General features: G+C 37.9%; 26 protein-coding genes. 21 read left to right on the top strand and 5 right to left on the bottom strand.

The window, feature by feature from the left end; genetic code table 11:
* Positions 1 to 2: 2 nt before the first annotated feature.
* The 12 genes from PGN18_RS11750 (at position 3) to PGN18_RS11805 (ending at position 9,926) form a co-directional block, all read left to right on the top strand.
* Positions 3 to 227, top strand: a complete 225-nt coding sequence (locus PGN18_RS11750; protein ID WP_335319693.1) for an AtpZ/AtpI family protein — start codon at positions 3 to 5, stop codon at positions 225 to 227.
* A 197-nt stretch (positions 228 to 424) separates the two neighbouring features.
* Positions 425 to 814: a hypothetical protein gene (locus PGN18_RS11755; RefSeq protein ID WP_335319694.1), complete on the top strand. Its 390-nt coding sequence runs from the start codon at positions 425 to 427 to the stop codon at positions 812 to 814.
* Positions 815 to 828: 14 nt separating this feature from the next.
* The gene (gene atpB / locus PGN18_RS11760) at positions 829 to 1,962 is read left to right on the top strand and encodes a F0F1 ATP synthase subunit A (RefSeq protein WP_335319695.1); all 1,134 of its coding nucleotides are present in this window, start codon (positions 829 to 831) and stop codon (positions 1,960 to 1,962) included.
* 42 nt (positions 1,963 to 2,004) lie between these two features.
* The gene (gene atpE, locus PGN18_RS11765) at positions 2,005 to 2,220 is read left to right on the top strand and encodes an ATP synthase F0 subunit C (protein WP_056087863.1); all 216 of its coding nucleotides are present in this window, start codon (positions 2,005 to 2,007) and stop codon (positions 2,218 to 2,220) included.
* 90 nt (positions 2,221 to 2,310) lie between these two features.
* A complete protein-coding gene (locus PGN18_RS11770; RefSeq protein ID WP_090983248.1) occupies positions 2,311 to 2,805 on the top strand; it encodes a F0F1 ATP synthase subunit B in 495 nt (164 codons plus the stop codon).
* 63 nt (positions 2,806 to 2,868) lie between these two features.
* Complete coding sequence (atpH, locus tag PGN18_RS11775; RefSeq protein ID WP_335319696.1) at positions 2,869 to 3,408, top strand: ATP synthase F1 subunit delta; 540 nt, start codon at positions 2,869 to 2,871, stop codon at positions 3,406 to 3,408.
* Positions 3,409 to 3,615: 207 nt separating this feature from the next.
* Entirely contained in the window at positions 3,616 to 5,190 is a 1,575-nt protein-coding gene (gene atpA, locus PGN18_RS11780) for a F0F1 ATP synthase subunit alpha (RefSeq protein ID WP_335319697.1), read from the top strand.
* An 87-nt stretch (positions 5,191 to 5,277) separates the two neighbouring features.
* Positions 5,278 to 6,171, top strand: coding sequence for an ATP synthase F1 subunit gamma (gene atpG / locus PGN18_RS11785; RefSeq protein ID WP_335319698.1), 894 nt, complete (start codon positions 5,278 to 5,280; stop codon positions 6,169 to 6,171).
* 205 nt (positions 6,172 to 6,376) lie between these two features.
* A complete protein-coding gene (locus PGN18_RS11790) occupies positions 6,377 to 7,504 on the top strand; it encodes an ATP-binding protein (protein ID WP_335319699.1) in 1,128 nt (375 codons plus the stop codon).
* A gap of 28 nt (positions 7,505 to 7,532) precedes the next feature.
* Positions 7,533 to 8,297 (top strand): 5'-nucleotidase, lipoprotein e(P4) family, encoded by a 765-nt coding sequence (locus tag PGN18_RS11795; RefSeq protein ID WP_335319700.1) that lies wholly within the window; start codon positions 7,533 to 7,535, stop codon positions 8,295 to 8,297.
* 57 nt (positions 8,298 to 8,354) lie between these two features.
* Positions 8,355 to 8,573, top strand: a complete 219-nt coding sequence (locus PGN18_RS11800) for a hypothetical protein (protein ID WP_090983263.1) — start codon at positions 8,355 to 8,357, stop codon at positions 8,571 to 8,573.
* A gap of 465 nt (positions 8,574 to 9,038) precedes the next feature.
* A complete protein-coding gene (locus PGN18_RS11805) occupies positions 9,039 to 9,926 on the top strand; it encodes a DUF4349 domain-containing protein (RefSeq protein WP_335319701.1) in 888 nt (295 codons plus the stop codon).
* 252 nt (positions 9,927 to 10,178) lie between these two features.
* On the opposite strand, the gene ruvC is transcribed toward PGN18_RS11805, so the two are convergent.
* Positions 10,179 to 10,775 (bottom strand): crossover junction endodeoxyribonuclease RuvC, encoded by a 597-nt coding sequence (gene ruvC / locus PGN18_RS11810; RefSeq protein WP_335319702.1) that lies wholly within the window; start codon positions 10,773 to 10,775, stop codon positions 10,179 to 10,181.
* 40 nt (positions 10,776 to 10,815) lie between these two features.
* Between ruvC and PGN18_RS11815 the strand changes: the two genes are divergently transcribed.
* The 3 genes from PGN18_RS11815 to PGN18_RS11825 are packed head-to-tail and all read left to right on the top strand — an operon-like array spanning position 10,816 to position 14,049.
* Positions 10,816 to 11,793 carry a lysylphosphatidylglycerol synthase domain-containing protein gene (locus PGN18_RS11815; protein WP_335319703.1) on the top strand — a complete coding sequence of 326 codons (978 nt, stop codon included), beginning with the start codon at positions 10,816 to 10,818 and terminating at the stop codon, positions 11,791 to 11,793.
* The gene (locus PGN18_RS11820) at positions 11,771 to 12,907 is read left to right on the top strand and encodes a glycosyltransferase family 2 protein (RefSeq protein ID WP_335319704.1); all 1,137 of its coding nucleotides are present in this window, start codon (positions 11,771 to 11,773) and stop codon (positions 12,905 to 12,907) included. Before PGN18_RS11815 ends, PGN18_RS11820 begins: the two co-directional genes overlap by 23 nt.
* Positions 12,907 to 14,049, top strand: a complete 1,143-nt coding sequence (locus PGN18_RS11825; RefSeq protein ID WP_335319705.1) for an ABC transporter permease — start codon at positions 12,907 to 12,909, stop codon at positions 14,047 to 14,049. The genes PGN18_RS11820 and PGN18_RS11825 overlap by 1 nt, the downstream gene beginning before the upstream one ends.
* Before the next feature lie 206 nt (positions 14,050 to 14,255).
* Here the strand turns inward: PGN18_RS11825 and PGN18_RS11830 are convergent, their stop codons facing one another.
* From PGN18_RS11830 to pgi, 4 genes are all read right to left on the bottom strand, one after another.
* Positions 14,256 to 15,203, bottom strand: a complete 948-nt coding sequence (locus PGN18_RS11830) for a DUF5777 family beta-barrel protein (protein ID WP_335319706.1) — start codon at positions 15,201 to 15,203, stop codon at positions 14,256 to 14,258.
* A 4-nt stretch (positions 15,204 to 15,207) separates the two neighbouring features.
* Positions 15,208 to 15,750 (bottom strand): YceI family protein, encoded by a 543-nt coding sequence (locus PGN18_RS11835; protein ID WP_335319707.1) that lies wholly within the window; start codon positions 15,748 to 15,750, stop codon positions 15,208 to 15,210.
* 49 nt (positions 15,751 to 15,799) lie between these two features.
* Positions 15,800 to 16,162, bottom strand: a complete 363-nt coding sequence (locus tag PGN18_RS11840; protein ID WP_335319708.1) for a hypothetical protein — start codon at positions 16,160 to 16,162, stop codon at positions 15,800 to 15,802.
* Positions 16,163 to 16,487: 325 nt separating this feature from the next.
* A complete protein-coding gene (pgi, locus tag PGN18_RS11845) occupies positions 16,488 to 18,134 on the bottom strand; it encodes a glucose-6-phosphate isomerase (RefSeq protein ID WP_335319709.1) in 1,647 nt (548 codons plus the stop codon).
* Between the two features lie 230 nt (positions 18,135 to 18,364).
* On the opposite strand from pgi, the gene PGN18_RS11850 reads away from it, so the two are divergent.
* From PGN18_RS11850 to PGN18_RS11875, 6 genes are all read left to right on the top strand, one after another.
* Positions 18,365 to 19,669, top strand: a complete 1,305-nt coding sequence (locus PGN18_RS11850; RefSeq protein ID WP_335319710.1) for an amidohydrolase — start codon at positions 18,365 to 18,367, stop codon at positions 19,667 to 19,669.
* A gap of 152 nt (positions 19,670 to 19,821) precedes the next feature.
* Positions 19,822 to 20,896 (top strand): peptide chain release factor 2 gene (gene prfB, locus PGN18_RS11855; RefSeq protein WP_335319711.1). Its coding sequence is split into 2 segments (ribosomal slippage): positions 19,822 to 19,881 and positions 19,883 to 20,896, totalling 1,074 coding nucleotides; the frame shifts between segments, so codons are not numbered across the junction.
* Positions 20,897 to 20,941: 45 nt separating this feature from the next.
* Positions 20,942 to 21,487 carry a hypothetical protein gene (locus tag PGN18_RS11860; RefSeq protein ID WP_335319712.1) on the top strand — a complete coding sequence of 182 codons (546 nt, stop codon included), beginning with the start codon at positions 20,942 to 20,944 and terminating at the stop codon, positions 21,485 to 21,487.
* A 2-nt stretch (positions 21,488 to 21,489) separates the two neighbouring features.
* The gene (locus tag PGN18_RS11865; RefSeq protein WP_335319713.1) at positions 21,490 to 22,401 is read left to right on the top strand and encodes an alpha/beta hydrolase; all 912 of its coding nucleotides are present in this window, start codon (positions 21,490 to 21,492) and stop codon (positions 22,399 to 22,401) included.
* Between the two features lie 532 nt (positions 22,402 to 22,933).
* Positions 22,934 to 23,071, top strand: a complete 138-nt coding sequence (locus tag PGN18_RS11870; protein ID WP_335319714.1) for a hypothetical protein — start codon at positions 22,934 to 22,936, stop codon at positions 23,069 to 23,071.
* Positions 23,071 to 23,280 (top strand): hypothetical protein, encoded by a 210-nt coding sequence (locus PGN18_RS11875; protein WP_335319715.1) that lies wholly within the window; start codon positions 23,071 to 23,073, stop codon positions 23,278 to 23,280. Before PGN18_RS11870 ends, PGN18_RS11875 begins: the two co-directional genes overlap by 1 nt.
* Positions 23,281 to 23,289 lie beyond the last annotated feature (9 nt).

The raw sequence follows: 23,289 nt of genomic DNA on the forward strand, positions 1-23,289 counted from the left end.
AAATGGAAAATCCGAAAGAAGAAGATACAAAGAAAAAGGTAAATGCAGCGGCCAAATATTCTGCTATTGGTTTCCAGATGATCGCAACAATAGGCTTGCTTACCTTTATCGGCTATAAGATTGATGAACACCGGAACAGCAAAACCAATTTAATTACTGCTGCTTTTGCATTGGCAGGGGTGGGTATAGCGCTTTATCAGGCCATTAGGCAAGTTACCAGAGGTTAGTTATCAGTTGGCAGTTATCAATTTTCAGTAGCAGTTTTCGGTTAACCCAACTAATATGTAACGATTTTCTATTTCCGATTAACCAGTTCAAACGGGTTGACCAATACCAGCCTCCATAATATTTCTTTTTCGTAATACTTACTTGATACTAAAAACCTTATCTTTGCAAAAGTTTTTATCTGCTAATAAATTATACATTGACCCTAGCCAAATTTACCAGTATCTATTTCATTTTCGTAGGCTTATTAATAGGCATTGTTGCCGTCTTACCACTAGTTTTTCCTGCTAGACAGCTTTTTGTTAGCAATTTTTGGGTGATGTTTGGCTTTTTGGCTGGTATCAGTTATATCGCCTATCTATTGGTTGACATTGGTATAAAACGTGATCCCGAGGTGGGTATAATGGCTATTATGGGATCAATTGCGGTAAAGATGATTTTTTGTATGGCTTTTGTATTGATTTACAGTATAAAAGCAAAGGGAATTGGAGCTGTATTTCTGCTTAATTTTTTTTCTTTATATTTATTGTTTACGGTCTTTGAAGTTTACTGTTTGTTACGTAACTTGCGCCACCAAAATTTAAAGTAAAAAACTGCCAATAAATGGATTGTAACCGAGTTTTTGTGTCTAAAGTTAAAAGGCTAACTGTTGTTTTTACGCTTTTAATCGCGTTTTTATCTATCAAAATTGATACTTTCGCTCAAGTTGATAGCGCTGTTTTACCTGTTGATAGCGCTGTTGCGGAGTCTGCATATGCTGTCTCTGGAGAACATGGAGCTGAAGCCAATCATGGTAAAGAAAAATTCGAGCCTACCAAAGTTATTATGGAACACATTGCCGATTCGCACATGTGGCATCTTTGGGGGCATACTTCATTGCCTCTTCCGGTAATTTTATATACGCCTAATGGTTTAGAGGTTTTCTCATCAGGTAACTTTCACCATGGTGAACACGATTATAATGGTAAATACAATAACTATCGTTTAGAAGAAGGTCATATTAAAGTGGTTGCCGCTGACGGTAAAGTTGATGAAGAAGCGAGTAAAGCTATTTTAGATTTCTCGATCACTAAAAATGTTGCGGCAATGTTTGTGGCAATTCTGGTAATACTTATCGTATTTATTTCGGTTGCGGGAGCTTACAAAAAACGTGCTGGTAAAGCACCTAGAGGTTTACAATCCTTTATCGAGCCTGTTGTGCTTTTTGTAAGAGATGATATTGCTAAACCAAATATTGGTCATAAATATGCGAAATTTATGCCTTATTTATTGACTACATTTTTCTTTATTCTATTCAATAACTTATTTGGTTTAATTCCGATTTTTCCGGGCGGTGCCAACGTAACCGGTAATATTGCCCTCACTTTTGTGATGGCCTTAGGTACTTTGATTATCGTTAACATCAATGGTAACAAATATTATTGGAAACACATTTTCAGACCAGATGTTCCTTTTTGGTTATATCCAATCATGATTCCTGTGGAATTGATCGGTATTATTTCTAAGCCTTTCGCTTTAATGGTACGTTTGTTTGCAAACATCACCGCTGGTCACATTATCGTATTAAGTTTAATTTCCTTAATCTTTATTTTCGAAACATTGGCTATCGCCCCAGTTTCTGTTGCATTCGTATTGTTTATGGATGTATTGGAATTATTGGTGGCATTTTTACAGGCCTTTATTTTTACCTTATTAACTGCCTTGTTTATTGGGATGGCAGTAGAAGAACATCATTAATAGAAAACTATTTTTTACAAATTAATATAAATTAAATTAGTTATGGTAGGTTCAATCGCGGCAATCGGTGCCGGTTTAGCAGTAATCGGTGCAGGTATCGGTATCGGTCAAGTAGGTGGTAAAGCAATGGAAGGTATTGCTCGTCAACCAGAAGCTGCATCAAAAATTCAGACTGCAATGATTATCGCTGCTGCCCTTATTGAGGGTGCTGCTTTATTCGGTGTGGTAGTTGCATTATTAGGTAACAATCCTCAATAATTCAAACTGAAAAATTTAGGTTGGGTATTTAACGATTGGTTATTTACCCCGCCTTATTAAAAAGATTGTTTTTAAAAAATTAGATAAGAAATGGAATTAGTAACCCCAAGCATAGGATTGGTTTTTTGGACATCATTAGCATTCATCTGCTTATTGATCTTACTTAGAAAATTTGCATGGAAACCTATTTTAGGTGCAATTCACGAACGTGAGCAAAGCATTGATGAGGCTCTAAACAAAGCTGAATTGGCTAAACAGGAAATGGCCCGTTTAACCAGCCAGAACCAGGATTTAATGCAACAGGCCCGTGCCGAACGCGACGAGATTTTAAAGGAAGCTAAAACCTTAAAAGATAGTATTTTAAACGAGGCTAAAAAACAAGCTCAGGTTGAAGGTGCTAAATTGATCGAGAAAGCTAAAATCGAGATTGAAAACCAAAAGAAAGCAGCTTTAGCTGAAGTTAAAGATCAGGTTTCTACTTTATCATTAGAAATTGCAGAACGTGTTTTGCGTACACAATTGGATGATAAAACCAAACAGGAAGCATTAGTGGCTAACTTGTTAAAAGACGTTGAATTAAATTAAGCGTATTGCGTAAAGCGGTTAAGCGTGCCAAACGCCGAACACTTAGCGCCAACCGAAATAAATATGTCAGAAATTAAAGTTGCAAGCAGATACGCCAAGTCATTGATAGATCTTGCCATTGAGAACAATGCGCTGCAAGATGCCTATAATGATATGGTTTTATTTGAAAAAGTGGTTGATGAAACCCCTGAGCTGGAAGCGATATTAAATAACCCAATTGTACCTTTAGATAAAAAAACCGGAATTTTAAATGGTATTTTTGCTGATAAGGTGGGTAAGTTAACCATCACGTTCTTCAAAACCGTAGTTAACAAAGGCCGTTCGGCTATTTTATTTGCTACTGCAAAACAGTTTGTTCAACAATACAATCAGATTAAAGGTATCGTTACTGCTGATGTTATTTCTGCTACAGCGCTAGGTGCTGAAGCTAAGGAACAGATTGTTGCCATTGTGAAAAAGGAATTAGGTGCCAATCAGGTAATTGTTAATGAAAAAGTTAACGAGAAATTAATTGGTGGTTTTATATTAAAAGTTGGCGATAAGCAATTTGATGCCAGTATAGCCAGTGGTTTAAGTAAACTTAAAAAAGAATTTGCGCAGTAAGCGCTAGGCGATAAGCGAATAGCGTTTTGCGTAATGCGTTGATTCGCAAATGGCCTAAAAAATATTGTGAAGCGTATGTGTAGGCGATATAACGCCAGGTGCCCAGCGCTAAGCACAAAACAAATATTGCGATAAGCGGATGGCGATTAAATGCCAGGCGCCATGCGCTAAGCACTAAACATTTATAAAAAGATATAAAGTAAAATTATGGTAGAGGTAAGACCAGACGAAGTATCGGCAATTATCAGACAGCAATTGGCGGGCTTCAAATCAGAAACCGAACTGGAAGAAGTTGGTACCGTGTTGCAAGTAGGCGACGGTATTGCCCGCGTTTACGGTTTAACTAAAGTTCAATCAGGAGAGTTGGTTGAATTTGCAAACGGACTTCAGGGTATCGTATTAAACCTTGAAGAAGATAACGTTGGTGTGGTACTTTTAGGTGCTTCTGACGAGATCAAAGAAGGTGATACCATTAAACGTACCAAAAAAATTGCCTCTATTAAAGTTGGTGAAGGTATGCTTGGCCGTGTGGTAAATACTTTAGGTGAGCCTTTAGATGGTAAAGGTCCAATCTTAGGTGAAACCTACGAAATGCCTTTAGAGCGTAAAGCACCAGGTGTAATTTACCGTCAACCGGTAAATGAGCCTTTACAAACTGGTATTAAAGCAATCGATGCAATGATTCCAATCGGTCGTGGTCAACGTGAGTTGGTTATCGGCGACCGTCAGATTGGTAAAACTGCCGTTTGTATCGATACCATTATCAATCAAAAAGAATTTTATGAAGCAGGCCAGCCTGTGTTCTGTATTTATGTAGCTATCGGTCAGAAAAACTCAACCGTTGCCAACATTGTACGTACATTAGAAGAAAACGGCGCTTTACCATATACCGTTGTTGTTGCTGCTTCGGCTGCAGATCCTGCTCCAATGCAGTTCTATGCTCCGTTTGCAGGTGCTGCAATTGGTGAGTTTTTCCGTGACACAGGTAAACCAGCATTAATTGTTTATGATGATTTATCTAAACAAGCTGTGGCTTACCGTGAGGTGTCTTTATTACTTCGTCGTCCACCGGGCCGTGAGGCTTATCCTGGTGACGTTTTCTACTTACACAGTCGTTTGTTAGAAAGAGCTGCGAAGATCAACGCTAATGATGATATCGCTAAAAACATGAACGATTTACCAGAATCGATTAAACATATCGTTAAAGGTGGTGGTTCATTAACTGCGCTTCCAATTATCGAAACACAAGCAGGAGACGTTTCTGCCTATATCCCAACCAACGTAATTTCGATTACTGATGGTCAGATCTTCTTAGAGTCGAACTTATTCAACTCTGGTATCCGTCCGGCAATCAACGTAGGTATCTCGGTATCACGTGTGGGTGGTAACGCGCAGATCAAATCGATGAAAAAGGTAGCAGGTACTTTAAAATTAGATCAGGCTCAATACCGTGAGTTAGAGGCTTTCTCTAAATTCGGTTCTGACTTAGATGCTGCCACTAAATCAGTATTGGATAAAGGTGCACGTAACGTAGAAATGTTGAAACAAGCACAGTTTACTCCATTTACTGTAGAGAAACAGGTTGCAATTGTTTATGCTGGTACTAAAAACTTAATGCGTAACGTTCCGATTAACAAAGTAAAAGAATTTGAAACTGAATTCTTAACTCAATTGGAACTACGTCATCCTGAAACTTTAGCGGCTTTAAAAGCTGGTAAATTTGATGATAACATTACTGGTGTTTTGGATACAGTAGCAAAAGAGATTTCAAGTAAATATTAATTAGATACAAGTAGCGAGTATCAAGTATCAAGACAGGTAAATTAATCCAATCTTGATACCTGATACTTAATACTCGATACTTAAAAAATGGCTAATTTAAAAGAAGTAAGAAACCGGATTGCATCGGTACAGTCAACACAGCAGATCACCAAGGCTATGAAAATGGTTTCGGCAGCTAAGTTGAAACGTGCCACTAATGCAATTATCGCTTTGCGTCCTTATGCAACTAAACTGAAAGAGATTTTAGGCAATCTGTCTGCAAGTTTAGAAGGGTCTTCATCACCATTTATTCAGGAGCGTGAGCCCAATAAGGTTTTAATTGTTACTGTTTCATCAAACCGTGGTTTGGCTGGAGCATTTAACATGAACGTAATTAAAGCGGCCAACAATTTAATTGCTGAGAAGTATAGCGAACAGTTGAAAAACGGTAATGTGAGCATTATTTCTATCGGTAAGAAAACACAGGATTTTTACGAGAAACGCAAGTACAACGTTATAGGTAACAATAACGAAATATTTTCAGCCCTAACTTTCGAAAATGTAACCAAAATTACAGACGCGATTATGGCTGGTTTCGTTAAAGGTGAGTTTGATAAAGTAGAAGTGGTGTATAACCGTTTTAGAAATGCGGCTGTACAGTTTATTACTACTGAACAGTTATTACCTTTGCCAAAAGCTGAAACAGTAGCAGAGACCAAAACGGAGAAAAAAACAACTAATGTTGATTATATTTTAGAGCCTTCTCAAGAAGAAATTGTAGAGCAGTTAATTCCTAAGTCAATTAAAATCCAGTTATACAAAGCAGTGTTGGATTCTCATGCTTCTGAGCATGGTGCACGTATGACATCAATGGATAAAGCAACTGAAAATGCAGGTGAATTATTAAAAGCTTTAAAACTTTCATATAACCAGGCACGTCAGGCAGCCATTACAACCGAGTTAACCGAGATTGTAAGTGGTGCAGCAGCGCTTGAAGGATAATTATTAAATCGGCATTTGGAGCTATAATCCTGAAATTTAATGTCAAAATATAACAGCCTATTTCTTAACTGGAATAGGTTTTTTTGTCTATGTAAACATTGTAATCCAAAATAATTATGTTTTTTATGGATTGTAATCCAAAATAATTATGTTTTTTATGGATTATAATCCAGAATAATTATACTTTTGTATATGCTATTTTATTATGATTGTTCGTAAACAATTGAATTATGCTTTTAAAAGGCTTTTTAAGGGGAAAGCCTTTATCATCTTTGGACCACGCCAAACGGGCAAAACTACTTTTGTAGAGCAGTTATTGGCTAAGGTTGATAAAAAGACCTTATACCTAAATGGTGATGATGCTGATGTACGTGAAACTTTAGCTAAGCCCAATGCGGCACAAATAGCAAAAATACTTTTAGGCTATGAAGTACTTTTTATAGATGAAGCGCAACGGATCAACGATATAGGTTTACTTATTAAAATTATTGTAGATCGCTTTAAACCGGTTCAGGTTATTGCTACGGGTTCATCAGCGTTTGAGTTATCAGGTAAAATAAACGAGCCCCTAACCGGTAGAAAATACGAAATGATGCTTTTGCCGTTTTCATACGCAGAGCTGGTAAATGAAACTGATTTTATTACCGAAGAGCGATCGTTGGAACAGCGGTTAGTTTATGGCTCCTATCCAGAAATCATTAACGATCCGCAGAACGCAGAAGAACATTTAAAATTACTTGCAGATAGTTATCTATATAAAGACCTCTTTACTTTGGAGGATGTTAAAAAGCCATTGCTTTTCGAAAAAATTGTAAAGGCCCTGGCGTTGCAGGTTGGGAGCGAAGTTAACTTTTCTGAGTTGGCACAATTGGTAAAGGCTGATCAGAAAACGGTTGATAAATACATCAGTCTGCTCGAAAAATCATTTGTTATTTTTACCCTGCCAGCCTTTGCGGGCAATGTGCGTAATGAAATTAAAAAAAATAAGAAAATCTATTTTTATGATACTGGTATTGTAAATGCCATCACAAGGAATTTTAATCCCCTTGCCAATCGAAATGATGTGGGTGCACTTTTCGAAAATTATATGATTGCTGAACGGATGAAGTTTTTGCACCAGAACCAGATGGAAGCGGAATGCTTTTTCTGGCGTACCACGCAACAACAGGAAATTGATTATATTGAAAAAACTAAGGAGAAATTTTTGGCTGTTGAATTTAAATGGAGCGAAAGAGGGAAAAATAAAATTCCGCTTACTTTTACAAATGCTTACCCTGATGTAGAAACATTAGTAATATCAAAAGCTGATAGGGGAACTTTTTTGAACGGTTAAACATATCTTTGTTGTATAATATTAATACATGAAAAAATACATCCTCATCAGCCTATCACTCATTCCGTTTTTTGCCGCAGCCCAAAATCCTGCCCGCGATTATACCAATGCTGTGCTTTGGCAGCAAACATCGGGAGAATACCGTGCACTTTGTTTCCAAGCCTACAATTTTGCACGCTTGTCATTAAAAGAGGCCTTGTGGGCCGATACAAGTAAAAGGCCAAATTGTGTGATTGTTGATATTGATGAAACCGTTTTAGACAACTCCGCTTTTCAAGGCCATGAAATTAAAAAGGGACAGAGTTATGTACCTGCAGACTGGACCGAATGGACCAATCTGGCTCAGGCTGATACGGTTCCGGGCGCATTGTCTTTTTTGAAGTTTGCCGCGTCAAAAAATATCGAAACTTTTTATGTGAGTAACCGCGATGAAAAGGATTATGCAGCTACTTTAAAAAACCTGCAACATTTTGGTTTTCCTTATGCAGATGATGCACATTTAGTGGTTTCAAAAGGAAGTTCAAATAAAGAACCACGTCGCCAAAAAATTAGCGAAACGCATGATGTTTTATTATTATGTGGTGATAATTTAAGCGATTTCAGCAACATTTTTTATCGCGAAAATAAAAATACATTCGAGCAGGTAAATGCCAACCAGAAGCTATTTGGATCGAAGTATATTATGTTGCCAAACCCCATGTACGGGGATTGGGAAAAGCCTTTGTATCAGGGAGAAAAACTTAGTGACAAAGATAAAGCGAAACAAAGGTTAGAACGATTAAAAAGTTACTAAGTTTTATAAATATTCGGCAATAAGTATTACTTTTGCTGCATCATAAAAATAAAGATTATGGAGAACAACGAATTAAAGCACAATACAGAAAGTATGAAAACGGCTAACCAGCCCGGAATTTATAAATTAATGATTTTTGGTGTACTGGTTTGCATAGTGGGTACTTATGCACGTTTCGCTTACGATTCTTGGCAAGTGTCTTTAGCATCCTGGATTGTTTTGTTCATCGGTGCAATTATTGCCATTAAAGGTGTATTCAAAATATTAGACGCATAAGCGATCTATTATCAAAATATAAAGCCGGTTATGTTTATTCATCATCGGCTTTTTTGTTTAAAGGAAATCTCAGATTCTAGGAAAAGATAGGCTTAGACAAATTTTTGTGTTCTTTTTTAAAAGCAGTTTCCTGTGTGCATCGGTTCCGAAAGCCCTGCCATCCGCTTTACTTCACTGCGTTCGTGCCCGCTCCTGTCAGGTTTAATTTACTTAGGCAGACCTTTCTATTCTAAATAAGATAGCTTTTAGCTTTCGGGTTATATTGCAGCAGGCATTTTTGTTTTTTAATTTATGGAAATACAGGTTACATAACATCTCTATATAAACATTTGATTTTTGGGTTACCTAAAGCACTTTGTAGTATTAAGTTAAAAGAGCGTTGCAAACCAACCCAAAAACGCAAAACTTCTAATGGCCATTTGAAGCAAATATTTAAAATGATTATTTATTTAGAACCACACAATCATGAAAAGGAATATTATTGCTATAGCCATAGTTTTAACAATTTTTGGCTGCCAAAAATCGAACGAAAAGTATGCCAACACCGAAGCTATCACAGCAAATGAATTAATAGCGCCAGCAGATAGCACCGCAGTAGAGAAAATTATCAAAACTGCCGATATGCGTTTTAGGGTTAAGAATGTTCAACATACCAAAGAGCAGCTTAGCAAAACGATCAAAGCGGAAGGTGGGACTGTTGCTGAGTTTTCTATTGAAAGCACTATTCAGGAAACGGATAAAGTAAAACAATCTACCGACTCGTTAAAAGAAATTACAGCCTATCGCACTGAAGGTTATCTGGTGGCAAAGGTACCGTCTGAGAAGCTGGACGAATTTACCAATACCATTGCAAAAATGGCGGTCTTTGTAGATCACCAATCGATGAAGCTGGATGATCAGAGTATTGCTTATTTGGCCAATAAATTGAAAGCACAAAACCGGGTCGACGCAGTTAAAAAGATTAATAAAGTAGCTTCAAAGAAAAGTGCTAACGTGGAATCATCCCTTCATATTAAAGACGATTATGTAGATAAGAAAATCGAGAATATGCAGATCGATAGCCGGGTGAAATTCAGTACCATCATCCTAAATTTTTATCAGGATAATACCGTAAAAACCATGATTGTTGCCAATGATAATTTGTATGATTACCGTCCCGCATTTATAAACAGGCTTTGGTTAGGCATTGTAAATGGCTGGACCATTTTTAAAGAGATTATTATTGCTGTTTCCAATTTGTGGATGTTAATATTGGTTGGTTTTGGGGTGTTTTTTATTGTGAAGTATTTTGTCCGGAAGAATAAAATACAGCGTGAATTGAGAACAAAGCAGCTATTTGAAAATCAGGCTTAATTTTGAACTATAGTTCGTGTCTGCACGAACTATTTATTCTCTGCCAAGAAAGATTGCTTCACACTTTACCATAGGCCGGGCTTCGGTTCGCAATGACGGATTGAGACCTTACGACCTAACCTTTTATCTTGATATTTGTTTTTTTAATATTCAGTATTTTTTTATGCCATGGTTCGTGTCTGCACGAACCATTTTATTTGGATTGCCTCACTCTTTTACCTTCGGTTCGCTATGACGATTGAGACGCTATGGCTAACCTTTTAGCTTAGTATTTGTTTTTTTAATTCCAGTCACTTTTGTTTTATTATCGCTTACAAAAGATTCCCAGCCCGAATAGGTTTTAGATTTACCACCTGCAGTAATTTTCTGAAAAGAATGGCAAACGGCAACAGCCAAGCCATCGGTTGCATCTAAAAACTCTGGTGTTTCTTTAAAATTGAGTAAACGTTGCAGCATGGCGGCTACCTGCTCTTTGGTGGCGTTTCCGCTGCCGGTAATGGATTGTTTGATCTTCCTTGGAGAATATTCAGTTACAGGTACATTTCTGGAAAGTGCGGCTGCAATGGCAATGCCTTGTGCACGGCCAAGTTTCAATAGTACCTGGATGTTTTTACCATAAAATGGGGCTTCTATGGCCAATACATCAGGTTTATACTGTTCCATCAGTACTACCGTTTTTTCGAATATCCGTTGAAGCTTAAGGAAGGGATCGTCCAAATGGGTCATTTTTACCACCCCCAAACTGATCAGTTCCGTTTTATTTCCCTTCTCCAAAATTACGCCATAACCCATCACCGCAGTGCCCGGATCAATGCCCATAATTACCCGTTCCTTTTTTTCGTTCAACATTACGGCAATATTAAGCATATTTGCAAATAAAAACAGAATCTTGACTGGCAGGCAAAAGAAAATATTATCACTTTTTATCAAAGTTGCAATTGTAATATTTGCCTTTTGGTTTATTTATCATAAACTGGTTGCTAATAAAAATCTTCACGATTTCAGTACCTTATTAAATGGAATTCCTCTTGTAGAAATTATCACGGTAATCGGAATAGTAGTGCTGCTAATGTTTGTAAACTGGTTTTTAGAAGCAGGCAAATGGAAATACCTCATGAGCCATATCGAACCGATCAGTTTTTACAGGGCCATCGAATCTGTTTTCTGTGGTTTAACGCTTGCTATTTTTACTCCCAATAGATTGGGAGAATATGGTGGTCGCGTATTTTTTCTTTCACCCCGCAGAAGGATTGTTGGGATAGTGGCCATGAGCGTAGGCAGTATCGGTCAGTTGGTATTAACCAATGTTTTTGGTGCCATTGCAACCTGCTTTTTCGTATACCGCTTCATCGCGATCGATAAGGTAATATTTATTGCTTTGGTTTTTTTTGCGGTAATTTTTTGTCTGTTTTTTCTGGTATTTTACTTTAATATCCGTTGGTTGAACGGGATTTTATTGTCTTTCAAATTCACCAGAAAATATAAGAAATTTTATAGCATTTTGGCCCGGTACAAGAAAAGGGAGCTATTCAAAATTATTATCTACTGCCTTGCCCGTTACCTGATATTCAGTTCGCAATATTTTATCCTTTTCGTTTGGCTGGTTCCCGGCTTGCATTATGCAGATATTGTAATGATGACCTGTTTGCTGTTTTTGGTACAGTCGGCATTACCTTCATTAGATCTTTTCGATGTAGGCATCAGGAGTGTTACTGCGGTTGAGCTATTTAAACATGTGACAGACCAGCATGTGGCAGTTATTGCATGTACTGCCAGTATTTGGCTCATTAATATTATAATTCCTGCTATCTTAGGTACTTATTTCGTTTTTAAACTCAATTTTTTTGGAAGTCTTAAATCTAACTAGTTTATTTTCTGCTGCGCTGACCTTAATTTATGGTTTTTTGGTATTTAATTTTATCAGAGGGTGGCATAACCTCATCTATTTTACGCCGCAAAAATCTGATCCTCGAACCAAGGTTTCTATTATTGTTGCTGCAAGAGATGAAGAAGAGAATATCAATAAAACGATTGATGATCTGATTACCCAGCAATATCCTAAAGCTTTAACGGAGATTATCATTATTGATGACCATTCTACAGACAGAACAGCAGAAATTGTGTTAAGTTATGCCGATCGTAATGTAAAACTGATTAAGTTAAACGAAGATCGGGCGTTAAACTCTTATAAGAAAAAAGCCATACAAACAGCTATCGGCACCTGCTCCGGGGATTTAATTATTACAACCGATGCCGATTGCAGGATGGGGCCTAACTGGTTAGGTACAATTGTAAATCTGTATGAAGAAAAAAACTATAAAATGATTTCTTCGCCCGTTGCTTATTTTCAGGAGAAGAGTTTCTTTGAACGCTTACAATCTTTAGAATTTCTTTATCTGATTGGTTTAGGGGCTTCTACCATTGGAAATAAACAACCATCAACTTGTAACGGTGCAAATTTGGCTTACGAGAAAACAACCTTTTATGAAGTTGGGGGCTTTCAAGGTATAGATGATCTGGCATCTGGCGACGATGAGCTACTATTGCATAAAATTGCAGCTAAATATCCGGATCAGATCGGTTTCCTCAAAAATAGGGAAGCTATTGTGTACACCCATGCAAAAGAAACTTTGGGCGGATTTATTCAACAGCGTAAACGCTGGGCTTCTAAGAGTACCCGTTATAAAAATAAGGCTATAATTGTGTTAGGGGTGCTGATTTGGATCTTTAACCTTTCTATTCTCGCAAATTTTATTGCCGGACTTTTTATTCCGGGATTTTTGGCCATTACATTTTATCAATTGCTGGTTAAAATGGTTTTAGAAACACTATTTTTATGGGATGTAACGGGCTTTGCCAAGAGGCGGAGTTTACTCATTTTGATACCTGTTTTAAATGTGCTTCATGTAATTTACATGGTGTACATCGGCATTGCCGGAAACAGTGGGAAATACAATTGGAAAGGTAGAATGGTTAGATAATGGATAATAGCCCATCAAAAAAAGTATGGTTAAAGTTTAAGCGGAATAAGCTTGCCTTTGGCGGGCTGATCTTTATCTTGCTATTGATGCTGATGGGCATTTTGGGTTATCTGATTATGCCAGATGATTCTCCAAATGCGAATGTACAAACGCTCCAGCTGAACAAAAAGAAACCTGGCAGCACTTTTACTTTCTTAATCACCAGCCATAACCCCAAAGTAGAAAAGGTTAACTTTTTTGAGCGAATGCTCAATGGGCAAACACCTACTTTTGAAAGCATCCCAATTACTTCTTACCAGATCAAAGGCGATAGCGTTTTTGTTCAGGAATATATAGGAGATGACGAAAAGGCCAAAGAAACTGTATACGAATTAAAAGATTTATGCCCCAGTTGCGTTTTGCCTTCAAAAGTAGGAACACCGCAAGCGCTCTTCGAAGAAGATAATATCTATACACGCACCTACATTTTGGGAACTGATATTTATGGGCGTGATTTATTAAGCCGATTGATTTTAGGCATCCGTGTCTCGTTATCTGTAGGTTTAATGGCCGTTCTGATTTCACTTTTTATCGGGGTGACTTTAGGGGCCATTGCAGGTTATTTTGGCGGCAGGATAGATGCTTCTATAAGTTGGTTTATGAATGTGGTTTGGTCGCTACCCTCGTTACTGCTCGTCATTGCGATATCATTTGCCTTAGGGAAGGGATTCTGGCAGATATTTATCGCTGTAGGTTTATCAACCTGGGTAGATGTGGCCAGACTGGTACGCGGGCAGGTGATGGCCTTAAAAGAAGTAGAATTTGTAGAAGCAGCAAGGGCACTGGGTTTTGGTACAGCCAGAACCATTATGAGGCATATATTGCCCAATATCGCCGGACCTATATTGGTTGTGGCTTCTTCTAACTTTGCATCGGCTATATTGCTGGAAACTGGATTAAGCTTTTTGGGCTTTGGCGCACAGCCACCTATGCCAAGCTGGGGTAGTATGATTAAAGAACATTATGGCTATATCATTATGGATGCAGCATATCTAGCTGTTTTGCCTGGTTTGGCTATTATGTTTACCGTTTATGCCTTTAATGTTCTTGCAATAGGCTTACGGGATGCCTTTGATGTTAAAGGACAAAATGTAACGGTTTAATCATCATCTTAAAATATAGGCTGTATCATATTTGAAACATTAGCATCCCAAACAAGTTGGGAATGACGAGCGATCGAGAAATGTTGACTAATAAAATTTATCTATTAATCATATTGAATTTTAACAATAAATTATTCCTCGGAATGGCTATAAATATTGATGATACAGCCTATTAATTTAATTGCAAGAACTTTATTAAATTGAGTTTACTTCACTTTTTTCTTATCAAATGAAAATCGTCGTGCTATACTGAAACCCCAACGGTATTGCCCTTTAAGCCAGGAAGTATTGGTGTCGGTAATAAACTGCGACTCCTGAATGGCGGTTGCATTAGTGAAATTGAGGTGAAAAATATGCCCTCCCGTTTCAAACTCAAGTCCGGCACCAAGCGTTTTATAATATTTTGTATCCAGTGTACTTTCGAGATATGTTTCTTTGTTTTTATCCCTGAATGGAATGGTATAATCTGCCACGAAGGCCATGCGTTTGGTAATTTTGATACGTCCACCGATGGATAGGGCAAGCATATCGTTCTGATCACCAAAAACAGTAAAATTGCGGTGTACATAAGATGGCATGACGAGCATCGAAAAATTCGGGTTAAACTTTCTGGCAATCACCGCCTGCGCCACATAGGTTAATCGATCTTTGAATCCGCCAAATGCATTTGCTGCGGCAGGATCGGTTGATGCTTTCGTAGCGGAAATGGTAGTGCTACCAAATAAAGTTATCGCCACAGGTATTTTATCATCAGTGGTTTGCTCCAGCAACCGATATTTTAAGTTTCCTTCATAAAGCTGTGTAACTACCCCTGCACCTTTGGCCCTTGCTAAACCTATGGAAAGCCTATCGCTGATTCCATATTCAAAACCAATGCGAATATCCGTCGACTGATCTAGTCCAAAAAAGTTTTTGGTACCACCTGCACTGCCTGCAATATCACCAAAACGATGATCTACCCTAAAATCCAGTTCATTTTTATAAATGGTTTCGTTGGTTTGGATGTTGATCAGTTTGGGGGCTTTAAACGTAGCCTTCACATTCCTTTTTTCCGTTGGCATCTGTAAGGCGTTTTCAAGCGAATCCTGTGCAAATGCCAAAGTAGGCAGAAGGGTAACTGATAGATATAAAAGAGATTTTAGACGAAATTTCATAAATTTATTTTTTGGGTTGATAAATAGCGGTTACTTTAACCTGGATGGTTTCTGCAATCTGCTTGAAAACGATCGTTGGGACTTTGATGTCGTGATCAGCCAGTTTTACATTAAATGTAGAAGTAGCTTTCACCTCATCGGCGGTGATGATGATTGATCCTTTGGTGGTATATGCTCTGGTTATGCCATGGATCTGCAGGTTACCCTTAACAGTTACCGGATAAGTACCTGGTTTTGAAAAATCGATCTGCTCTACAATTTTCCCTTTAAAATCAGAAGTAGGATACTTATCACTTTCTATATAATTTTCGTTAAAATGCTCCTGCATCAGTTTTTTCTTAAACTGAAAAGAGGTATTGTTGATTTTGAAAATGATATCGTTGGTTTGGGTATTGAGTGCCGAGGCACCTGTTTTGCTTTGGGCATCAATATCTTCTACTGGTGTTGAAGAAAAAAAGGAAGAATTAACGCTTTTACTTACCAAAATCTGTCCCTTTACACCTGTATATAATACCAAGGCTACTAATGTGAAAAATAATTTTTGCATCTGTAAATGTGTTTAAGTGCTAAATAAAACTGGCGTTAATATAAATGGGCTATTCCGGCATGCCTTTATCAAACCATGCCTGCAACAGTTCTCTTTCACTTGCCGTTAGGGAGCCTCCTTTTGGCATCGTTTTCGTAACCAACACGCTATTGGCTACACGGCTATCATTTTTAATAGATGCTATGCCATTAAATGCCCAAACTGATTTAAGTGCTCCGTCCGGACCATGGCAACTGTTACATTTGGTTTGGAAAAGTGCGCCTGCAAAATTGCTATAGGTTACATTGGCAGCAGTTACTGCGCTTGGGCCCGCAGGTGTTGTTGGTTTCAATTCCTCCGCTTGCCTTTTAGAACAGGCAAAAAGTAGGATGGTAATTGCGGCTAACGAGAAGCTTAAATTTTGTTTTTTCATAGCTATTTAATTAAAATTAATGACGGATTCATTTTTATATCCTCATGTTCGATTGCAGTGCAATTGAAATTTGCGGCGTGGCCAGTTTTTAATTTATGTTCTGTTTATTTAAAAACATAACCGTTTTTGTATTCATTACGGTCATGTAATTTCTAGTGAAATCTTAACCGTTACGTAATTTAATTAGGAATGGTTGCCTGAAAAAAAATAAAAAAAGCCGTTCCGATTTTCACATCGGAACGGCTTTCGAAATAAATTAAGCGTTTAATCTAATTTAGATTTTCCAACTTAACGGCAGCATAGCTTCAGTTTTGCTATTGAAAGCTTATCTCCAGGCTTTATATTGGTTAATTAAGCCGTTGGTAGAGCTATCGTGGCTCGATACTTTTTCGTTGCCTGCGAGTTCGGGCAGAATTTTTTTGGCTAGCTGTTTACCAAGTTCCACTCCCCATTGATCGAAACTAAAGATGTTCCAGATAATCCCCTGAACAAATATTTTATGTTCGTAAATGGCTACTAAGCTTCCTAATGTATAGGGCGTTACTTTCTTCAATAAAATAGAGTTTGTTGGTCGATTGCCTTCAAAAACTTTAAATGGTGCAATTTTTTCGATTTCCGAATCAGATTTACCTTCTTTTTTTAATTCGGCTGTTACTTCTTCTTCGGTTTTACCGTTCATTAAAGCTTCAGTTTGTGCAAAGAAATTCGATAATAAGATCGGATGATGATCCCCCAACGGATTTAAACTCTGTGCTGGTGCAATAAAATCAGCAGGAATAATCCGGGTTCCTTGATGAATTAATTGATAAAAGGCATGCTGGCCGTTAGTACCTGGCTCGCCCCAGATAATCGGTCCGGTTTCATAATCAACCTCATTACCGTTTCTATCCACATGTTTACCGTTGCTTTCCATGTCTCCCTGTTGGAAATAGGCGGCAAAACGGTGCATGTATTGGTCGTAAGGTAAAATAACCTGTGTTTCTGCATTATAGAAATTAATGTACCAAACGCCCAATAAGCCTAATATTACAGGCAAATTGCTTTCAAATTCAGCAGTTTTGAAGTGGTTATCAGTTGCATGTGCACCGGCCAATAGCTGTTTAAAATTGTCGAAGCCTATACTTAACGAGATAGACAAGCCGATAGCGCTCCATAAAGAGTAACGACCGCCAACCCAATCCCAAAACTCAAACATGTTTTCGGTATCGATACCAAAAGCAGAAACATCCTTCGCATTGGTAGATAATGCTGCAAAATGTTTGGCGATATCGCTTTCTTTGCCACCTTTTTCTAAAAACCAGGTACGGGCAGAGTGCGCGTTCGTCATGGTTTCCTGTGTGGTAAACGTTTTTGATGCCACCAGGAATAAGGTGGTTTCAGCATTTAGGTTGGCTAAAGTTTCAGCAATGTGCGTGCCGTCTATATTCGAAACGAAGTGAATATTTAAATGGTTTTTGTAGTGTTTTAAAGCTTCGGTAACCATTACCGGTCCTAAGTCCGATCCACCGATACCAATGTTCACTACATCAGTGATCGCTTTACCGGTATAACCTTTCCACTCGCCGCTGATGATGCTGTTGCTAAATTTCTCCATTTTAGCCAGTACTGCATTTACTTCTGGCATCACATCTTTGCCGTCAACTAAAATCGGTGTATTACTTAAATTGCGTAAGGCGATGTGAAGCACTGAACGGCCTTCAGTTTCATTAATCTTATCACCATTGTACATTGATTTTATGGCTTCATCTAATTTACACTCGCGCGCCAATTGAATTAATAGTGCTAATGTTTCATCGCTGATGCGGTTCTTGCTATAATCAAGTAGGATATCCTCAAAAAAAACAGAAAACTTATTAAAACGATCTGCATCTTCAGTAAAAAGATCCTTAATGCTTTTTTGATTAATATCTATAAAATGATCGGCTAAGTACTTGTAGGCCTCAGTTTCTGTGAAATTTATTTTAGGTAACATAATCTTTGTTTTTTTGTAAAAGTAATAAAGCAAAATTTTAAAATGGTCTTTTTAATGTGTTAAATCAATAAGAAATTTTAATTTATGGTAGATATTATAAAAGACTCATGATTGCAATTCAATATTTTGATTTTTGCCACCTAAGATGTTTAAAACACCTGTTTTTTGTTTCAATTCCATCTCTCCATAAAAATGCTTAGCTTAGAACACCTAAACTAAACCACCTGTTTATGAAAAAAATCTACCTGATTGGTTTTTCGCTCCTGGCATTAAATGCTTTTGCTCAAAAATCAAATTTAAGGCCATTAGTCTCGAAGAAAGCAGATGGCATAGAACAAAAAGTAATTACCTGGAGACGTGATTTTCACGAACATCCTGAACTGGGAAATACGGAAGTAAGAACAGCTGGTATTATTGCAAAACATTTAGAATCTTTAGGTATACAGGTAAAAACGGGCGTAGCCAAAACCGGAGTAGTTGGTATATTAAAAGGAGGGAAGCCCGGACCTGTTGTAGCACTGCGGGCTGATATGGATGGTTTGCCTGTTACCGAGCGTGTTGATGTTCCATTTGCCTCTAAAGTGAAAACGCAATATAATGGTCAGGAGGTTGGCGTAATGCATGCCTGTGGACACGATAGTCACGTGGCTATTTTGATGGGCGTGGCAGAAGTGTTGGCCGCTATACAAAAAGAAATACCAGGCACAGTTAAATTTATTTTTCAACCCGCTGAAGAAGGGGTGCCTGAAGGAGATGAAGGTGGAGCAGCATTAATGATCAAAGAAGGCGCACTTGAAAATCCTAAAGTCGATGTCATTTTTGGGCTGCATATCAATTCACAAACTGAAGTTGGCGATGTAACCTACCGTCCCGGTGGTACCATGGCCGCTGTAAACGATATGAAGATTACGGTAACCGGTCGGCAGGCACACGGTGCTTATCCCTGGAGCAGTATTGATCCTGTGGTGGTTTCAGCTCAGATTATCAATAACCTGCAAACCATTGTTAGCCGTAATTTAAACATAACCGAAAATCCGGGTGTGGTTACCATTGGTGCCATAAATGGTGGTGTGCGATCGAATATTATACCCGAAAAAGTAGAAATGCTGGGTACCGTTCGCAATTTCAGCAAAGAAGATGAGGCCATGTTTATCGAACGGATTAAAACCATTGCTACCAAAACAGCCGAGGCAGGTGGTGCAATAGCCGAAGTAAAAATCCCTTACAGTAACCATTATCCCGTTACCTTTAATAATATTGCACTCACCGAAAAAATGCTACCAAGCATGCAGGCAACTGCTGGAGCTGATCATGTAAAATTAAAACCACCTGTTACCGGTGCCGAAGATTTCTCTTTCTTTCAGGAAAAAGTGCCAGGTTTGTTTGTTTTTTTAGGCGGTATGCAAAAAGGTAAAGATCCTTTAAAGGCACCCTCGCACCATACCCCTGATTTTTACCTTGATGAAAGTGGTTTCGTATTGGGTGTTAAATTACTTTCTAACCTTACGCTGGATTATATGGCAATGAAGAAATAGGAGCTGATTTATCATTTCAATAGCCATTGGTTCGTATCATGTTAATTGATTAAGAGGAATATATTTGATTAATGAGCAGTATAGGTCTAGTTTAAATTGAAATCGCTTCTCGCCATGCGCGATGCTCAAAGCGATTTCCTATATTTGTTTCCATGACGAAAGAACAGATTCAGGATTTAAGAGACAGGGTAACGTCTCTAAGGAGGTATCTTTGACGTTGATGAGCTACTTTACGCCATTCGCGAAGAAGAAAAATTGACCATGGCGCCCGATTTCTGGGACGATCCAAAAAAAGCAGAAAAAATTCTGGCAGAAATTAGTTCAAAGAAAAAATGGACTGAAGGCTTTAACCAAACCCATAATGCGGTTGAGGATGCTGCCGTGATGTTTGATTTTTTTCAATCCGGAGATGCTTCGGAAGCTGAAATGAAAGAGCAGTTCGAAACTGGTAAACAAGCTGTAGAAGATCTAGAGCTTAAAAATATGCTCCGTAGCAAAGAAGATCAGCTTTCTGCTGTTATGCAGATTACTGCTGGAGCCGGTGGCACCGAAAGTTGCGATTGGGCTTATATGCTGATGCGTATGTACCTGATGTGGGGCGAAAAGAATGGCTATAAAATTACCGAACAGGACAGTCAGGAAGGGGAGATTGCAGGGATTAAATCGGTAACACTTCAGTTTGATGGTGATTTCTCTTACGGCTATCTCAAAGGCGAAAACGGGGTCCATCGTTTGGTTAGGATATCGCCTTTTGATTCGAATGCCCGCAGACATACTTCTTTTGCCTCCGTATATGTTTACCCTTTGGTTGACGATACCATTCAGATTGATATTAATCCAGCCGATATTGAATTTGAAACATTCAGGGCTGGTGGTGCCGGCGGGCAAAATGTAAACAAAGTTGAAACTGCAGTGCGTTTATACCACAAACCATCTGGCATTATCATCAAAAATCAGGAATCACGGTCGCAGTTGCAGAATAAAGAAAACGCCATCCGTTTGCTTAAATCTCAGTTATTCGAAATAGAAGAAAGAAAGCGCAACGAAGCCATTGCTGCGGTAGAAGGATCGAAGAAAAAGATAGAGTGGGGCTCGCAGATCAGAAGTTATGTTTTGGACGACCGACGGGTGAAAGACCATCGAACCAATTTCCAGACCTCTAACCCTGATGCAGTGTTAAACGGCGATATCAATGATTTTTTAAAGGCATATTTAATGGAGTTTTAAGCTGATAAATATAAAAAGGTTGTTTTCTAAGCTAATTTATTTATCATGAACATCATCGTTGAAGACAATAATGTTAAGCAAAACATGCTTGAAGCGAGTCAATTAATTTGGCGTGAGCACGGAAGAAAGCTTTTAATTATTTCGTTAACGTTTTTTGTTATGGGTGTTATTTTTTATTGTTATTTAAATAATTTGATTAAAAATACGCCAACTAATCAATCAATGGATAGGGAAATAGACCGGGAAGTACTATTTATCTGCTTTCTGTTATGCCTTTTCTTTTTAATTAGGTTTTTTAGAGCTAAACATACTTTCTTTACCAGGTTAAAGCGTGGTGTAAATCTAGTTTTTAATGACTCAAGTGTTAGAAAAATTCTGATTACAGATGAGGGAGTGGAGAGTATAACAGAATATTACAGTTCGTTCGTTAAATGGGAAATCGTTACCCATTTTAAAGTTTATGATAGACACCTTAGTATCAATAATTTATTAAGTTCTGCACCATTTTTTATTCCGACACATTTAATGAGTGATGAAGTCTATAAGTCACTATTGTTTTATCTTAAGTCGACAAAAAAAGAAATTAAATAGATATGAAATTCGGTTTAACCCTGGTTATCCTCGCTATATTAGTGATTGATCTGAAAGCACAAAAAATAATCCCATTGTACGACGGTAATATTCCAGGTGCAAAACCTACCCCGGCTACTTATGTTGAGCGTACAGAAGTGCGCAGCAACGGTACTTTGAACATCACCAAGGTATCGGTACCCACTATGATGGTTTTTGCTGCGCCAAAGGAAATAGCCACCGGAACAGCGGTAATTATTTGCCCTGGCGGTGGTTATAGTGGTTTAGCCTTTAGCCATGAAGGAACTGATGTGGCTAAGCGCTTTAATGCCATTGGTGTGACCGCTTTCGTGTTGAAATACCGTTTGCCGAGCGATGAAATTATGGTAGATAAAACCTATGGACCACTGCAAGATGCACAGCAGGCCATTTACCTGGTTAAAAAAAATGCCAAAAAATATGGAATTAATACCAGGAAGATTGGGATTATGGGTTTTTCTGCTGGTGGACATTTTGCTTCAACTTTAGTGGCCCATTATAATGATCTTAAAATTTCTAACCCTGAAAAAATAAATTTGAGACCAGCTTTTGCTGCATTAATTTATCCTGTAATCAGTTTCGAAGAATCGGTACATACAGGTACTATGAAGAATTTACTGGGACCAAATCCTGCCGATAGTTTTAAACATTATTTCTCTGCCAATGAAAATGTAAATAAAAAAACACCTCCTGCTTTTTTTGTCCATGCTAAAGACGATAAAACTGTTCCTTACGAAAATAGTATATTAATGAATGAGGCATTAAAGCAACATCATATTGATACCGATATTTATTTATACGAAAACGGCGGACATGGATTTGGCCTGATCAACAGAACTTCTGATGTGGATTGGTTTAACTTGTTGGCTAACTGGTTAAAAAAGGAGAAATTTTAATGTCTTCGTCAGATATTTTAACCTCTTAACCGGAAATTTTAATGCAAAAAACAATTAGGTATGTAATGGTAGCCCTGGTTGCAATCATTGCAATTAGGGCTGCAAAAATGAGGTTAATTGGAATACAGGGCTTAATTCTAAGGGAAATGGCTGCCAGTTGATGAGTTTGAATAGTGATATAGGTTTATCGGGGAAGTTATCCAATTTAAGTACGACGCTCAAGGTCGTGTTTCAAAGCTAAATAGTGGAGCAGAGACCAATACTTATGTTTATGCAGCAAATAAAATTATTGCTACTGATGAAACTGGTCACGTAGCGGAAATCATACTGCAGAACGGCAAGGCAATTTCTAGCGGTGCTAACGGCAACACTACAGTTGGAAGTGTTAGTTATGCTTATACACGAAAATATACTTATAGTGCTGAAGGATATTTAATTCTGGTGAAGAATTATTTGAATAACGAATTAAGCACAACCGATAACTTGACCTATGCAAACGGTTATTTGATAAGCGCAATTTCATTTGCAACGCATGGATGTTACAAAAAAAACAACAACTTACAGCTACTCGAGCGAAATTGGAATGAATGTATATGAAATCTCTGATCCACTTTCGGATCTGTTGATTATTTTCCCGGAAGATATTTTGGCAGGCAATCTAAAAATGTAATGATGAAAAGTGTGTCGAAAACTGTAGACCAGGATGGCGACCCTTTTAGCGATGAGACCATGACTTATACTTATCAATATGATGCTAAAGGAAATGCTACTTCTTTAAACTATGTCAATACCTCTACATTTTATCCATCGGGTAGGCCTGATGAAACGGAAAATTACACAGGAAAATTCCTTTTAACCTATAACTGCAAACAGATTTAAAAATTAATA

Origin of the sequence: Pedobacter terrae, from assembly GCF_036946585.1 — a bacterium.
GTDB lineage: Bacteria > Bacteroidota > Bacteroidia > Sphingobacteriales > Sphingobacteriaceae > Pedobacter > Pedobacter terrae_C.

Bases quoted from the DNA above. Each gene is read 5' to 3' on its own strand.
- PGN18_RS11800 (WP_090983263.1), top strand. From the start codon at position 8,355: ATGGAGAACAACGAATTAAAGCACAATACAGAAAGTATGAAAACGGCT.
- PGN18_RS11795 (WP_335319700.1), top strand. From the start codon at position 7,533: ATGAAAAAATACATCCTCATCAGCCTATCACTCATTCCGTTTTTTGCC.
- PGN18_RS11865 (WP_335319713.1), top strand. From the start codon at position 21,490: ATGAAATTCGGTTTAACCCTGGTTATCCTCGCTATATTAGTGATTGAT.
- PGN18_RS11870 (WP_335319714.1), top strand. From the start codon at position 22,934: ATGGATGTTACAAAAAAAACAACAACTTACAGCTACTCGAGCGAAATT.
- PGN18_RS11750 (WP_335319693.1), top strand. From the start codon at position 3: ATGGAAAATCCGAAAGAAGAAGATACAAAGAAAAAGGTAAATGCAGCG.
- PGN18_RS11860 (WP_335319712.1), top strand. From the start codon at position 20,942: ATGAACATCATCGTTGAAGACAATAATGTTAAGCAAAACATGCTTGAA.
- atpA (WP_335319697.1), top strand. From the start codon at position 3,616: ATGGTAGAGGTAAGACCAGACGAAGTATCGGCAATTATCAGACAGCAA.
- PGN18_RS11840 (WP_335319708.1), bottom strand. From the start codon at position 16,162: ATGAAAAAACAAAATTTAAGCTTCTCGTTAGCCGCAATTACCATCCTA.
- PGN18_RS11790 (WP_335319699.1), top strand. From the start codon at position 6,377: ATGATTGTTCGTAAACAATTGAATTATGCTTTTAAAAGGCTTTTTAAG.
- atpG (WP_335319698.1), top strand. From the start codon at position 5,278: ATGGCTAATTTAAAAGAAGTAAGAAACCGGATTGCATCGGTACAGTCA.
- pgi (WP_335319709.1), bottom strand. From the start codon at position 18,134: ATGTTACCTAAAATAAATTTCACAGAAACTGAGGCCTACAAGTACTTA.
- PGN18_RS11875 (WP_335319715.1), top strand. From the start codon at position 23,071: ATGATGAAAAGTGTGTCGAAAACTGTAGACCAGGATGGCGACCCTTTT.
- atpE (WP_056087863.1), top strand. From the start codon at position 2,005: ATGGTAGGTTCAATCGCGGCAATCGGTGCCGGTTTAGCAGTAATCGGT.
- PGN18_RS11850 (WP_335319710.1), top strand. From the start codon at position 18,365: ATGAAAAAAATCTACCTGATTGGTTTTTCGCTCCTGGCATTAAATGCT.
- PGN18_RS11835 (WP_335319707.1), bottom strand. From the start codon at position 15,750: ATGCAAAAATTATTTTTCACATTAGTAGCCTTGGTATTATATACAGGT.
- PGN18_RS11830 (WP_335319706.1), bottom strand. From the start codon at position 15,203: ATGAAATTTCGTCTAAAATCTCTTTTATATCTATCAGTTACCCTTCTG.
- atpH (WP_335319696.1), top strand. From the start codon at position 2,869: ATGTCAGAAATTAAAGTTGCAAGCAGATACGCCAAGTCATTGATAGAT.
- PGN18_RS11805 (WP_335319701.1), top strand. From the start codon at position 9,039: ATGAAAAGGAATATTATTGCTATAGCCATAGTTTTAACAATTTTTGGC.
- atpB (WP_335319695.1), top strand. From the start codon at position 829: ATGGATTGTAACCGAGTTTTTGTGTCTAAAGTTAAAAGGCTAACTGTT.
- PGN18_RS11770 (WP_090983248.1), top strand. From the start codon at position 2,311: ATGGAATTAGTAACCCCAAGCATAGGATTGGTTTTTTGGACATCATTA.
- PGN18_RS11825 (WP_335319705.1), top strand. From the start codon at position 12,907: ATGGATAATAGCCCATCAAAAAAAGTATGGTTAAAGTTTAAGCGGAAT.
- ruvC (WP_335319702.1), bottom strand. From the start codon at position 10,775: ATGTTGAACGAAAAAAAGGAACGGGTAATTATGGGCATTGATCCGGGC.